At 68.4% G+C, this 12,903-nt stretch carries 12 protein-coding genes; 8 read left to right on the top strand and 4 right to left on the bottom strand.

What is annotated here, in order from left to right; genetic code table 11:
* Positions 1 to 26: 26 nt before the first annotated feature.
* Entirely contained in the window at positions 27 to 602 is a 576-nt protein-coding gene (locus DFR50_RS16385; protein WP_245427852.1) for a cupin, read from the bottom strand.
* A 103-nt stretch (positions 603 to 705) separates the two neighbouring features.
* Between DFR50_RS16385 and DFR50_RS16380 the strand changes: the two genes are divergently transcribed.
* Positions 706 to 1,620 (top strand): 50S ribosomal protein L11 methyltransferase, encoded by a 915-nt coding sequence (locus tag DFR50_RS16380; RefSeq protein WP_113890359.1) that lies wholly within the window; start codon positions 706 to 708, stop codon positions 1,618 to 1,620.
* Positions 1,621 to 1,655: 35 nt separating this feature from the next.
* Here DFR50_RS16380 and DFR50_RS16375 read toward each other — a convergent pair whose 3' ends face one another.
* Positions 1,656 to 2,645, bottom strand: coding sequence for an SAM-dependent methyltransferase (locus tag DFR50_RS16375; protein WP_113890358.1), 990 nt, complete (start codon positions 2,643 to 2,645; stop codon positions 1,656 to 1,658).
* A 734-nt stretch (positions 2,646 to 3,379) separates the two neighbouring features.
* Between DFR50_RS16375 and zwf the strand changes: the two genes are divergently transcribed.
* The 6 genes from zwf to DFR50_RS16345 all read left to right on the top strand — a co-directional run bounded on the left by zwf (position 3,380) and on the right by DFR50_RS16345 (position 7,945).
* The gene (gene zwf, locus DFR50_RS16370; protein ID WP_113890357.1) at positions 3,380 to 4,843 is read left to right on the top strand and encodes a glucose-6-phosphate dehydrogenase; all 1,464 of its coding nucleotides are present in this window, start codon (positions 3,380 to 3,382) and stop codon (positions 4,841 to 4,843) included.
* Between the two features lie 41 nt (positions 4,844 to 4,884).
* Complete coding sequence (locus DFR50_RS16365; RefSeq protein WP_113890356.1) at positions 4,885 to 5,388, top strand: GNAT family N-acetyltransferase; 504 nt, start codon at positions 4,885 to 4,887, stop codon at positions 5,386 to 5,388.
* A gap of 166 nt (positions 5,389 to 5,554) precedes the next feature.
* Entirely contained in the window at positions 5,555 to 6,478 is a 924-nt protein-coding gene (locus tag DFR50_RS16360; protein WP_210208935.1) for a fatty acid desaturase, read from the top strand.
* On the top strand, positions 6,475 to 7,290 hold the full coding sequence (locus tag DFR50_RS16355) for a phosphate/phosphite/phosphonate ABC transporter substrate-binding protein (protein WP_113890354.1): 816 nt from the start codon (positions 6,475 to 6,477) through the stop codon (positions 7,288 to 7,290). Before DFR50_RS16360 ends, DFR50_RS16355 begins: the two co-directional genes overlap by 4 nt.
* A gap of 149 nt (positions 7,291 to 7,439) precedes the next feature.
* Complete coding sequence (locus tag DFR50_RS16350; protein ID WP_113890455.1) at positions 7,440 to 7,712, top strand: type II toxin-antitoxin system ParD family antitoxin; 273 nt, start codon at positions 7,440 to 7,442, stop codon at positions 7,710 to 7,712.
* Entirely contained in the window at positions 7,709 to 7,945 is a 237-nt protein-coding gene (locus tag DFR50_RS16345) for a type II toxin-antitoxin system RelE/ParE family toxin (protein WP_113890353.1), read from the top strand. Before DFR50_RS16350 ends, DFR50_RS16345 begins: the two co-directional genes overlap by 4 nt.
* Before the next feature lie 72 nt (positions 7,946 to 8,017).
* On the opposite strand, the gene DFR50_RS16340 is transcribed toward DFR50_RS16345, so the two are convergent.
* Positions 8,018 to 8,626: a TetR family transcriptional regulator gene (locus DFR50_RS16340; protein WP_113890352.1), complete on the bottom strand. Its 609-nt coding sequence runs from the start codon at positions 8,624 to 8,626 to the stop codon at positions 8,018 to 8,020.
* Positions 8,627 to 9,796 carry a cell division protein ZapE gene (gene zapE / locus DFR50_RS16335; protein WP_113890351.1) on the bottom strand — a complete coding sequence of 390 codons (1,170 nt, stop codon included), beginning with the start codon at positions 9,794 to 9,796 and terminating at the stop codon, positions 8,627 to 8,629.
* 345 nt (positions 9,797 to 10,141) lie between these two features.
* Between zapE and DFR50_RS16330 the strand changes: the two genes are divergently transcribed.
* Positions 10,142 to 12,903: beta strand repeat-containing protein (locus tag DFR50_RS16330; RefSeq protein WP_210208934.1), on the top strand; the 2,762-nt coding region annotated here is incomplete at its 3' end.

The following is a 12,903-nucleotide window of genomic DNA, read 5'->3' as shown; positions in this document are numbered from 1 at the left end:
AGTTTCGGCGGCGTTCGGCGCCATCCTCAACGCAGCCGCGCCAGCCATGCCTCTTGCCGCCAGCGCTCCGTCAGCGGCCCAGAAACGCCCCCGACCGGGTCGGACGCCGGAACGGGAAGCGCCCGCATCCGCTCGGTCTGCTCCGGGCTCGGCGCGGCGCGACAGAGGTCCCAGCGCGCGCCGGGCGGGTAGGCCCCGACGACGACGAGGTCGGCGCTCGCCTGCAACCGGCAATGGCCGGTCCCGGCCGGCAGGACGAGGACGTCGCCGGCTTCGACGTCGGCCTCGAGCCCGTCCGGGCCGCCGAGGACCAGCTTCGCCGAGCCGGCGGCGAAGCCGAGCGCTTCGTGGGCGTTCGAATGGTAGTGATGACAGCCGTAGACGCCGTTGCGCCACGCCGGCGGCCAGCCGTTGCGCCGGAACAGGGCCTCGAACGCCGAGGCCAGATCCGGCCCGGCCTCGCCGAGCCGCACGCTGCGGTAGAGAAGGACCGGCAGGCGGGCGTTGTTCGGCGTCCAGCCGTTGCGGCGGAGCCGGATCGCCTGCGCGGTCCGTGCGAAATCGACTGTGAGGGCTTCCTTCGTCGCCAAGTCCGTGGCCATCGCACGCCGCTCCGCGCCAGAGAGAACGATTGAATACCAGCATGATGTGGAGATTGTAAGACCGAGGCTGGCGGGGAGCGGACAGCCGTGATAGGCGGCGGCCATGCTCGAAGGCCTGCCGCCCAACAACGCCGCCCACCGTCTCACGCTCACCACCGACGAGCGCCGCGCGCGCGCCGTCGCCGATCTCATCGTCGAGAGTTTCGAGCCGGCGGAAGCCGCCGCCTCCGCCTTCGAGACCGAGGACGTCTGGCCGGGCGGCGGCAAGGCGTGGCTGGTCGAGGCCTATTTCGGCTTCGAGCCCGACGAGGACGAGCTGCGCGCCCTGATCGCCGCCGCCGCCGACGAAGAGACCGCCCAGGCGGCCGCATTCGGTCTCACGGAGAAAAAGGACTGGGTCGCCAATGCGCTCGCCGGCCTCGCGCCGGTGCGCGCCGGCCGCTTCCTCGTCCACGGGAGCCACGACCGGGCAAAGGTCGGCGTCAGCGACATCGGCATCGAGATCGAGGCCGGCCTCGCCTTCGGCACCGGCCATCACGGCACGACGCGCGGCTGCCTGATGCATTTCGACCGGCTGCTCAAGCGCCGCCGCCCGCGGGCCGTGCTCGACGTCGGCTGCGGCGCGGGCGTCCTCGCCATCGCCGCCGCCCGGGTTCTGAAACGGCAGGTCCGGCTCGGCGACCTCGATCCGGTCGCGGTCACGGTCGCCAACGACAACGCCCGCCTCAACGGCGTCGGCGAATTCTGCAAGGCGATTGTTTCGCGCGGCGTCGAGAATCGCGCCCTGCGCGACGCCGGTCCCTACGACGTGGTGTTCGCCAACATTCTCGCCAAGCCCCTGCGCCTGCTCGCCTCCTCGCTGGCCGCGGTGACGGCGCGGGACGGCGACGCCATCGTCTCGGGCCTGCTGCTCGCCGACGTTCCCGGCGTGCTCGCCGCGTGGCGCGCGCAGGGCTTTTTTCTCGCCGAGCGGATCGACCTCGAAGGCTGGGCGAGCCTCAGGCTCAGGCGGCGGTGAGGCCCACTGAGATCCGGCGCCTCGCCAGCAGGAATTCACGCAATCTTGCGGATCGCCAGCGATATGTAAGGCGTCAGCGTCATGCCGGTCGCCTTCTTCAGCGCCTCCATGCCCCACATTGCGAGCTTTCGCAGCGCGGTCGGCTGCAACGTGTTGGAGTAGCGATACCAGAGTTCAATGTGGTCATTTGCGCCGAAGCGCTTCGGCTGCAATGACAGCGCCTTGCGGCCGTCGCGATTGAGTTCGGCCAACACGCCCCCGTGCGTCGCGCCGCGAATGCCCTTGCGCAACAACGTCTCCCAAGTCTCGTCGCCCTCCATGCGCTTCGAGAACGTCCGCGCGCAGACCGCAGTCAGGCCGTCCGGCAGATAGTTGACGAGCGGCAGACCCGTCGTGTGATGTTCGACCGGGAACCAGCGGTGAGGCGTCTGATTGAGGAAAAGGATACCGCCTGTTTTCAAGTGGGACCATAGCAAGGGCATAAGCTGCGCACGCTCGCCGGGAAGCAAATGTTCGTAGACAGCAGACAGGAAAATGAAATCGAATTGACCCAGGTCCGGTGGCAACTGTCTTGGCGACGGAGAGATATGAAAATGAACGCGGTCTGAAACGCCGTAGAATTCTGCTATTCGTCGTGAAATCCTGACAAAGTCCTCTCTCAGTTCAACGCCAACGACAGTCGCACTGGGTGCGATACGCGATAACACGATGCTGGAAGAGCCGCCTCCTGAGCCAAAATCCAGCAAACGGCATCCGTCGAGATCTTTGTCATCAATATAGCTAAGTACTTCCCACTTAATTTCCAGCGGAACGTAAAGAGGATTTTCTTCATGCATGATAGCATCGACTATCCAGAGCCCGGCGGTCTCTAGCATCAAATCAATCATATCCAGCGAATAATGGGTATCCCAATTGCTACAGGGTAAGAATTTGTTACACTTTGGCTGAACCGTGATCCTGCGCATTCCGTCGCCAAGTTCATCGACGACTACAATCGCGTCCGTATGATCCAGCGTCACAGCCATCAGACGGACTCCTGGTGTTGAGAATAAAGACGAAAGCGCTTGTCCGCTTGTCCCTCCCTGCCATGTTTCGCATCGTATCAGGCGGATCCCATTGGGCAAAGGTGCGGGACGAGGTTGACATCGGCATCAATTGCGAAGTTTCCCGCGAAGCGGCCAAACGCGGCTGCGGATCCTTGCGCTGACGTTGCCGGAGGGGCGCGGCCTGACGGAGACTAAAGACGAGTCCGGTCACCGCCAAACCTTGGGGCGCCTTGGGCATGACCCGTCGTCGACGCCGATGACGCTTCCCGCCGTCCTCGCGAGGAGCCCGAAGGGCGACGCGGCGATCCAGGGGCCGCCTGCGCCGACGTCGAAGCGCGGCGAAGCGTGGCATACGGCAGATCTTGGCCGCGCCCCCCTGGATCGCCGCGTCCCCCCGGATCCAAGTCTGGATCCAAGTCCGGGGGTCGCTCCTCGCGATGACGGCGGCTCGGCTGTTCCCGAGTCCGCGGGCGTCTTCGGCAAGTCCCTGAAAATATTCGATTCGGACGAGAGAATCCAAGCCCGTCCAAACGTCGTTCAGGCCGGTTTTCGCGGGGCGGCGGGGGCACGGCGGCGGAGGGGCGGGGAACGTCCCGACGCGCGCATTCGCGCGCCGGGCGCTTGGGCCGCCTTGCGTCCGCCCCGCTCCTGTCGCACGACTGTCACGCAATGCCCGTCAAGAGTGGACGGCCAGCGGATGACGGGAGAGCGCGATGTCCAGAATACCGACCGGAGTGGGTCCGAAACTGCCGCAGATCGTCGTCCTGTTCGGCGCGACCGGCGATCTGTCGCAGCGCAAGCTGCTGCCGGGGCTTTTCCACCTCATCACCGCGGGCTTCATCCCGAAGTGCCGGATCATCGGCGTCTCGCTCGACGACATCGGCGTCGACGACTTCCGCAGGCTCGCCCGCAAGGCGGTCGAGATGCATCACGACCACCCGCCGACGGACGGCGACTGGCCGGCGCTCGACACGGCGCTCGACTACGTCCCGATCAAGCAGGGCGCGCGCGCGCTGGCCGCGGCCGTCGAGCGGGCCGCCGAAGCGCTCGGCGGAAGCTTCCAGCTCGTCAACTATCTCAGCGTGCCGCCGGCCGCCGCGCTGTCGGCGGTGCGGATGCTGCAGGAGGCGGACCTCGCCAAGGGCTCGCGGGTGATCATGGAGAAGCCGTTCGGCACCGACCTCGAGAGCGCGGTCGCGCTCAACGCCGAACTGCACAAGGTGTTTTCCGAGGACCAGATCTTCCGAATCGACCATTTCCTCGGCAAGGAGCCGGCGCAGAACATCCTCGCCTTCCGCTTCGGCAACGGGCTGTTCGAGCCGATCTGGAACCGCAATTTCATCGACCACGTGCAGATCGACGTGCCCGAGACGCTGGAGATCGGCAATCGCATCGGCTTTTACGAGCAGACCGGCGCGTTTCGCGACATGGTGGTGACCCACCTGTTCCAGATCCTCGGCTTCGTGGCGATGGAGCCGCCGACCTCGCTCGCGCCGGGCCCGATCAGCGAAGAGAAGAACAAGGTGTTCCGCTCGCTGATGCCGATCGACCCGGCCAATGTGGTGCGCGGGCAATACATCGGCTACCGCCAGGAAAAGGGCGTCGATCCGGATTCGGACACCGAGACCTTCGTCGCCCTCAAGTGCCGGATCGACAACTGGCGCTGGGCCGGCGTTCCCTTCTATCTGCGCACGGGAAAGCGCATGGCGCAGGGCCAGCGAATCATTTCGATCGCCTTCAAGGAGCCGCCGCGCAGCATGTTCCCCGAGGATTCGGGGCTCGGTCTGCAGGGGCCCGACCACCTCACCTTCGACCTCGCCGACCAGACGCGGGTGTCGCTGTCCTTCTACGGCAAGAAGCCCGGGCCCGGCATGCGGCTCGCCAAGCAGAGCCTGCAATTCCGGCTGCACGACACCGGAGACGGCGACGCGGTCCTCGAGGCCTACGAGCGGCTGATCCTCGACGCGATGCGCGGCGACCACACGCTGTTCTGCACCGCCGACGGCATCGAGCGCCTGTGGGAGATCTCGACCCGCGTGCTCGACAACCCGCCGCCGGTCCGCATCTACGCGCCCGGCTCCTGGGGGCCGCAGTCGATCTACCAGCTGGTCGCGCCCCATTCCTGGCGCCTGCCGTTCGAGCGCGGCTGGCGCGATCCCGACGAGTTCGGCGCCTGACGGGGATGACCGGCGGCCGCGCCGCGTGATATGGCGGCGCGATGCCCGAACTTTCCCTTCTGCTCGACCCCGAAACGCCCGACGACGCGGCGGCCATCGAACGCCTGAACGACCGCGTGTTCGGCCCCGGCCGATACGCCCGCTCGGCCTATCGGATCCGCGAGACGGCCGAACCGGACCGGGGCTTGAGCTTCGTCGCGCGCGTCGGCACGCTGATGGTCGGCGCCAACGCGATGACGCCGATCGACATCGGCGGCGCGCCGGCGCTGTTGCTCGGGCCGCTGATCGTCGAGCCGGTGTTCCGCAGCCAGGGCATCGGCGAAAAGCTGGTGATCCGCTCGCTCGAAGCGGCGAAAGCGGCCGGGTGGACGCTCGTCATCCTGGTCGGCGACGAGCCTTATTACGCGCGCATGGGTTTCAGGACCGTGCCGCTCGGCCGCATCACCCTGCCCGGCCCGGTCGACCCGGCCCGCCTGCTCTACTGCGAGCTTCAGGCGGGCGCGCTGGAAGCGGCGAGGGGCGAGGCGCGGGGAATGGAGCGCTGACGCCAGATCTGGCGCCTTTGTCCCGCCTCCTCAGCAAATCTAGACTTTGCCGCCAGAAAAAGTTTTCATTCGTCGCTTTTTCGCCGCATTGTCGCAAGCGCCGGGCAATGGTTTTCTCAACTCCGACGTCGGGGCCGCGAAAACCTCCCCGAGCGCGGAGCGGAGCTTGGAGATTGTCGAATTGCCGCCGCTGGGCCGGCGGGTCGAGCGGCCGACGGTCATCTTGGCGCTGGTCGTCTACGCCTGGTGGGGGCTCGCGACCTGGTTCTGGCGGGACCTGCCGGTCTGGGCGCTGGTTCCGCTCGGCGCCTGGGTGGTCGCCTGGCAGATGAACCTGCAGCACGAGATCATCCACGGCCATCCGACGCCCTGGCGCGCCGTGAACGAAGCGATTGCAGTCTGGCCGCTGTCGCTCTGGCTGCCGTGGTCGAGCTATCGCGAGACGCATCTGCGCCACCATCAGGACGCCAACCTGACCGATCCGTTCGAGGACCCGGAAAGCTATTACTGGACGGCGGCGGGATGGCGCGACCTCGGCCCGCTCGGGCGGGCGCTGGTGCGCGCCCAGTCGACGCTGATCGGCCGGCTGGCTTTCGGCCCCGCCTGGATGATCGGACGCTTCCTGCGCGACCTCCTCCGCGACGCCTGGCGCGGACGCGGCGCCGCCCGGCGGGTCCTGTTCCGGCATGCGCTGAGTTGCGTCCCCGTGCTGGTCTGGGTGATCGGCGTCTGCGGCATGCCGCTGTGGCTCTATGTCGCCGCCTTCGTCTATCCGGGCATGAGCCTCGCCATGGTCCGCTCCTTCGCCGAGCACCGCGCCGCGACCGAGCCCGAGAAGCGCACCGCGATCGTCGAGAACGCGCCGATTCTCGGCCTCCTGTTCCTCAACAACAACCTGCACGTCGCCCATCACCTGCGCGGCGGGCTGTCGTGGTATCGCATTCCGGCGTTCTATCGGGCGAACCGCGAGGCGCTGATCCGCCGCAACGGCGGGCTCGTCTACGACGGCTACGCCGACGTCGTCCGGCGCTACGGGCGGAAACCGCACGACCGCTTCGTCCATCCCGACTGGACCGGCGGCGCGGCATGAGCGCGGGCGCGCCGGTCGCGGCGCTGCCGATGTACGACTTTCCGGACCTGGTTCCGGCCCACGACGCGCTGTGGCGACGGATCGCCCGAGGCCTCGCCGCCCGCGGTATCGACGCGCCCGCGGCGCTGACGCGCGGGCGCGACCTGCCGGGCCTGTGGCGCGATCCCGGCCTGATCTTCAGCCAGACCTGCGGCTATCCTTACGTCACGGCGCTGCGGGACGACCTCGCCCTGATCGCGACGCCGGACTATGCGTTTCCCGGCTGCGCCGGCGCCGATCACCGCAGCTTCATCGTTTGCGCGGCCAGCGACCGGCGACGCCGACTCGAGGACTTCCGCGGCGCGATCGCGGCGGTCAACGCCCTCGACAGCAACACCGGCATGAACCTGTTTCGCGCCGCGATCGCGCCGCTCTCGGGCGGGCGGCCGTTCTTCTCGGAGGTCCGCGTCACCGGCGCGCACGCGGAAAGCCTGGCGGCCATCGCCGACGGAAGCGCCGGGCTCGCCGCGATCGACTGCGTCACCTTCGGCCTGATCGCCCGACACGAACCGGGGCTCGTGTCCCGGATCGCCATCGTCGCCGAAACCGAGGCCACGCCCGGCCTGCCGTTCGTCTTGAGCGCCGGCCTGCCGGCGGCGACCCTCGCCGCCGCGCGCGCGGCGCTGTTCGACGCGTTGGCGGACCCGGATATCGACGAGGCGCGACGCGCGCTCGGGCTCACCGGAGCGCGGGTCCTCGCCGCGGCCGACTACCGGCGCGTGCTCGACCCCGAGCGCGCGGCGGAAGCGATGGGGTATCCGACGCTCGGGTAACATTGTCGCCGCTGGGCCGCTTCGCGCCTCGAAGCGGGCCAGCGGCGGGGTCGCGGCGGTTTTCAGATGCTGGTCGCGCAGCATCGCTCGCGCCGGCGGACCTCGCGTCGTTGCCCTCAATCTGCTACCAGGAGGGCAAGGAGGCCCCCATGTCTAATGTCCAGAAAGTGAGCGTGGCGCTCACCCCTGAATTCGTCGCCATGCTGCGAGAGGCGGTCGAGACCGGCGAATACACGTCCACGAGCGAAGTTGTGCGGGAAGCTCTGCGTGCATGGAAGCTGCGCCGGGCCGCGCATGAAATCGAGGTGAGCGAGTTGCGGAGGCTCTGGAACGAGGGGATCGCCAGCGGCAGTCCCGTTGACGGCGAACCGCTGTTCAAGCGCTTGCGCGACAAATACGCCGGCCAGGCGCCGGAGACATGAACCGTCTCGTCGTCACCCCGCGCGCGGCTGCCGATCTCGAGGAAATCGGCGATTACATCGCTCTGGACAATCCGGCGGCGGCGGTGCGGATGATCGAGCGCCTCGAAGACATATCGGTCCTTTTGAGAGACAATCCGCGCGTCGGCACAATCCGCGACGACATTGCAAAGGGCGTGCGATCTTTCCCCGTGGGCAGCTATGTCAACTGTTCCGGTCGCTCGAGGACGGCGTAGAGATTGTCCGATACGTCTATGGAGCGCGGCGACAGCTAGGACCTATCTAGACGGCGCCCGATTCGGGCGACGTCACGCCCGCCCCGTTCTCAGCGCCCGCAGCGTGATCGCCAGCACCGTCTCGAAGCGGCTCGCAACCGCCTGGGCGGGGGCGTCGCGGTCGAGCTTCAGCGCCACCGGATGGATGAAGCGGTGGGCCGCATCGAAGATCAGCGACAGGGCGCGGCGGCGGTCGGTCATCGCGAAGGCGCCGGACGCCACCCCCTCCTCGTACACCCGCTGGATCTCCGACTGCACCCGGGCCCGATGCTTGCGCGCGCTCGGCCGGTTGCGGGCGAGCGCGTCGATGAGCAGGTCGAACAGCTCCGGGTCGTCGTCGAGCTTGCCGCGATAGTCGCGGTGGACCGCGATCAGCATGCGCTCGAGCTTGTCGTGGGCCGGGTCCGCGCCCTCCGCCGCCTCGCGCAGGCGCGCTTCGAGCGGCCTCAGGCCGCTCGCCACGACCTCGTCGAGGAGCGCCGTCTTGGCGGCGAAGTAGCGGTAGACGTTGGCGTGGGTCATGCCCGCCTCGGCCGCGACCCCGACGACGGTGGTGCGCGCGTGGCCGAACCGGCGCACGTGCGAGCGGGCGATCTCGACCAGCCGCGCCTCGTTGTTTTCGGGGCTGGGCGAGCCTTTCACTCACGTCTCCGCGATGCCGCCGAGGTCGCCGAGGCGCGCCGCCTCGGAGCCGTGCGGCAGCGCGAGGTAGTCCGCCGAGCGCATTTCGGCGAGGCGCGAGGCCGTGCGGGCGAATTCGAACGCCTCGGCGCCATCGGCGCCGGCGAACAGCGCCTCCGGCTCGGCGGCGGCCGAGGCGACCAGCTTGACCCGCATGTCGTAGAGCGTGTCGATCAGGTTGATGAAGCGCTTGGCCTCGTTGCGCTCCGTTGGCCGCAGCACGGGGATGCGGTCGACGACCACCGTGTGGAAGCGTTCGGCGATCTCGAGATAGTCGGCCGACCCGAGCGGCTTTCGACAGAGCGCGTCGAAGTCGAACCGGGCGACGCCGCCGAGCGCCTGCGGCACGTCGAGATGGCGGCCGAGCAGCTCGATCTGCGCCGGATGGCCGCGCGGCGCGCCGGTCAGCGTCGAAAACATCGCATCGAGCGCGGCGTCGGCGGCGGGGCCGAGGGGCGTCGTGTAGACCGGCGCGCGAACCAGCTTCTCGAGCCGGTAGTCGGTGCGCGCATCGAGTTCGACCACCTCGCAGCGTTCGCGCAGCAGCGCCACGAAGGGCAGGAACAGGGCGCGATTGAGGCCGTCGCGGTAGAGGTCGCCGGGCGCGACGTTGGAGGTCGCGACCACGACGACGCCGGCGGCAAAGAGCGCGGTGAACAGGCGCCCGAGGATCATCGCGTCGGCGATGTCGCGCACCGCGAATTCGTCGAAACACAGCACGGACGCCTCGCGGGCCAGATCCGCGGCGACCGGCGCGATCGGGTCTTCGCCCGTCACGGTCCCGACCTTCCTCGCCTGGCGCCATTCGTGCAGACGGGCGTGGACGTCGGCCATGAAGGCGTGGAAATGCGCCCGCCGCTTCCTCGGCGCCGCGACCGAGGCGAAGAACAGGTCCATCAGCATGGTCTTGCCGCGCCCGACCGAGCCGTGGACGTAGAGACCGCGCGGCGCCTCGGCCGCTCTCGCCCCCATGAAACGCGCGAGCACGCCCGGCCGCGCGGCCGCGGGCCGCCAGGCGCCGAGCCGGGCGGCGAGCGCGTCGAGCTTTTCCACCAGGGCCGCCTGGGCGGGATCGGCTTCGATTCGGCGCTCGTCGAGGAGCGCGCGGTAACGCCCGGAGATGGAAGTCATGACGGGCGTATAACCAAAAGGCGCGCAGCGACCTAGTGGGGAAACCGCGACGACGCTTCCCCTGCGGCCATGACGCAAATCCACGGCGGGATCTCGAGTCGACGCGGCCGACGCGACGATTCGACGCGACACGTGTACGCTGATATCATCGCAGAGTGAATGAACGACGTTACGATGGGCAATCGTACTTTGGTTCATACAGATTGGTCGCATTCGGCGATTCGCGCGACCAATACCGGGTCGATTAAATGTATCTGTCAGTCATAGCAATAAGCGCATAGCCACAATATTGACGTTCAACTGAACGAAGCAGCGCCAGAAGTGATTTAACTAGGGGAGGTTATTTTGGTCACTTACACTTGGGGCGGCGGCGCCGGCGACTGGAGCGTGGCGGCGGACTGGACGGGCGGCCCGCCTTCGCCCCCGCCCAACGGCGCGACGGCGACCGTTCAACTCACCACCTCGGGGGCAGCCACGATCGCCTCGGGTGAGAACTTCACGGTCGGCGGGGTGACCATCGGCCCGACCACGCTGGCGATCCAGGGGACGCTGACCGTCGATGGCGCGCTCACGGCCGCCGCGGGAGCGCTGAGCCTGACCGGAACGCTGGCGCTGAATGGCGCGGGCGTCTCGACCATCGGCGGCGCGTTCGCCAACAGCGGAGCGCTGAACCTCGATGCGGGCTACGGCGACGGCGGCGGCGCCCTGGCGATCGCGGGCGCGCTCGCCAACACCGGGACGGCGCAGGTCGGCAGCGCCTACGAAAACGCGAGCGCGGCGACCACGCTGACGCTGGGCGCGCTCACCAACGCCGCCGGCGCGTCGTTCGCGGTCTACGGTTCGGCCGCCCACGCGGCGACCCTGACCTTCACCGGCGCCGGCTTCACCGCCAACGCCGGAACCTTCAGCCTCTTCGACACCAACGCGCTGACGGTGAGCGGCGGCTTCACCAACAGCGGGACATTCAGCCTCGGCGGGACCACGTCGGTGACCGAGACCGGCGCGTTCACCAACAGCGGGGCGTTGAACCTCGACCAGGCCTCCTCCGACGGCGGCGGCAGCCTGACGATCGCAGGCCTGCTCGCCAACACCGGGACGGTGCAAGTCGGCAGCACCGCGGACACCATGAGCGCGGCGACCACGCTGACGCTCGGAGCGCTCACCAACGCCGCGGGCGCGTCCTTCATGGTCAACGGTTCAGCCGCCCATGCGGCGAAGCTGACCTTCACCGGCGCCGGCTTCACCGCCAACGCCGGAACCTTCAATCTGTCTTACACCAACGCGCTGACGTTCGGCGCCTTCGCCAACAGCGGGACCTTCGGCCTCGGCGGGACGGAATCGCTGACGGAGACCGCTGGCTTCACCAACAGCGGAGCGCTGTACCTCGACACGGCCTACGGCGACGGCGGCGGCAGCCTGAAGATCGCAGGCACGCTCGCCAACACCGGGACGGTGCAGATCGGCAGCGCCTACGAAAACGCGAGCGCGGCGAACACGCTGACCGTCGCCGCGCTCGCCAACGCCGCCGGCGCGTCGTTCGCGGTCTACGGTTCGGCCGCCCACGCGGCGACCCTGACCTTCACCGGCGCCGGCTTCACCGCCAACGCCGGAACCTTCAGTCTCTTCGACACCAACGCGCTGACGGTGAGCGGCGGCTTCACCAACAGCGGGACGTTCAGCCTCGGCGGGACCGAATCGCTGAAGGAGACCGGCGCCTTCGCCAACAGCGGGACGCTGAACCTCGACCTGAACTCCGGCGACGGCGGCGGCAGCCTGACGATCGCAGGCCTGCTCGCCAACACCGGAACGGTGCAGGTCGGCAGCACCGCGGACAACCTGAGCGCGGCGACCACGCTGACGCTCGGAGCGCTCACCAATGCGACGGGAGCAACCTTCCGGGTCAACGGTTCGGCTGCCCACGCGGCGACCCTGACCTTCACCGGCGCCGGCTTCACCGCCAACGCCGGAACCTTCAATCTGTCTTACACCAACGCGCTGACGTTCGGCGCCTTCGCCAACAGCGGGACCTTCGGCCTTGGCGGGACGGAATCGCTGACGGAGACCGCTGGCTTCACCAACAGCGGAGCGCTGTACCTCGACACGGCCTACGGCGACGGCGGCGGCAGCCTGAAGATCGCAGGCACATTGGGCAACACCGGGACGGTGCAGATCGGCAGCGCCTACGAAAACGCGAGCGCGGCGAACACGCTGACCGTCGCCGCGCTCACCAACGCCGCCGGCGCGTCGTTCGCGGTCTACGGTTCGGCCGCCCACGCGGCGACCCTGACCTTCACCGGCGCCGGTTTCACCGCCAACGCCGGAACCTTCAGCCTCTTCGACACCAACGCGCTGACGCTCGGCGCCTTCACCAACAGCGGGACGTTCAGCCTCGGCGGGACCGAATCGCTGAAGGAGACCGGCGCCTTCACCAACAGCGGGACGCTCAACCTCGACCTGAACTCCGGCGACGGCGGCGGCAGCCTGACGATCGCAGGCCTGCTCGCCAACACCGGAACGGTGCAGGTCGGCAGCACCGCGGACAACCTGAGCGCGGCGACCACGCTGACGCTCGGAGCGCTCGCCAATGCGACCGGAGCAACCTTCCGGGTCAACGGTTCGGCCGCCCAGGCGGCGACCCTGAAGTTCACCGGCGCCGGCTTCACCGCCAACGCCGGAACCTTCAACCTGTCTTACACCAACGCGCTGACGTTCGGCGCCTTCGCCAACAGCGGGACCTTCGGTCTCGGCGGGATGGAATCGCTGACGGAGACCGCTGGGTTCGCCAACAGCGGCGCGCTGTACCTCGACACGGCCTATGGCGACGGCGGCGGCAGCCTGAAGATCGCAGGCACGCTCGCCAACACCGGGACGGTGCAGATCGGCAGCGCCTACGAAAACGCGAGCGCGGCGAACACGCTGACCGTAGCCGCGCTCACCAACGCCGCCAGCGCGTCGTTCGCGGTCTACGGTTCGGCCGCCCACGCGGCGACCTTGACCTTCACCGGCGCCGGCTTCACCGCCAACGCCGGAACCTTCAGCCTCTTCGACACCAACGCGCTGACGCTCGGCGCCTTCGCCAACAGCGGGACGTTCAGCCTCGGCGGGAC

It is taken from the genome of Roseiarcus fermentans (assembly GCF_003315135.1).
In the GTDB taxonomy this organism is placed as follows: Bacteria; Pseudomonadota; Alphaproteobacteria; order Rhizobiales; family Beijerinckiaceae; genus Roseiarcus; species Roseiarcus fermentans.
Note: the sequence above shows the minus strand (reverse complement) of the source record. Positions and strands in the feature narration are given on the sequence as shown.

Excerpts from the sequence above, each read along its gene's own strand:
- DFR50_RS16385 (WP_245427852.1), bottom strand. The coding sequence starts at position 602 with ATGGCCACGGACTTGGCGACGAAGGAAGCCCTCACAGTCGATTTCGCA.
- DFR50_RS16380 (WP_113890359.1), top strand. The coding sequence starts at position 706 with ATGCTCGAAGGCCTGCCGCCCAACAACGCCGCCCACCGTCTCACGCTC.
- DFR50_RS16375 (WP_113890358.1), bottom strand. The coding sequence starts at position 2,645 with ATGGCTGTGACGCTGGATCATACGGACGCGATTGTAGTCGTCGATGAA.
- zwf (WP_113890357.1), top strand. The coding sequence starts at position 3,380 with ATGTCCAGAATACCGACCGGAGTGGGTCCGAAACTGCCGCAGATCGTC.
- DFR50_RS16365 (WP_113890356.1), top strand. The coding sequence starts at position 4,885 with ATGCCCGAACTTTCCCTTCTGCTCGACCCCGAAACGCCCGACGACGCG.
- DFR50_RS16355 (WP_113890354.1), top strand. The coding sequence starts at position 6,475 with ATGAGCGCGGGCGCGCCGGTCGCGGCGCTGCCGATGTACGACTTTCCG.
- DFR50_RS16350 (WP_113890455.1), top strand. The coding sequence starts at position 7,440 with ATGTCTAATGTCCAGAAAGTGAGCGTGGCGCTCACCCCTGAATTCGTC.
- DFR50_RS16345 (WP_113890353.1), top strand. The coding sequence starts at position 7,709 with ATGAACCGTCTCGTCGTCACCCCGCGCGCGGCTGCCGATCTCGAGGAA.
- zapE (WP_113890351.1), bottom strand. The coding sequence starts at position 9,796 with ATGACTTCCATCTCCGGGCGTTACCGCGCGCTCCTCGACGAGCGCCGA.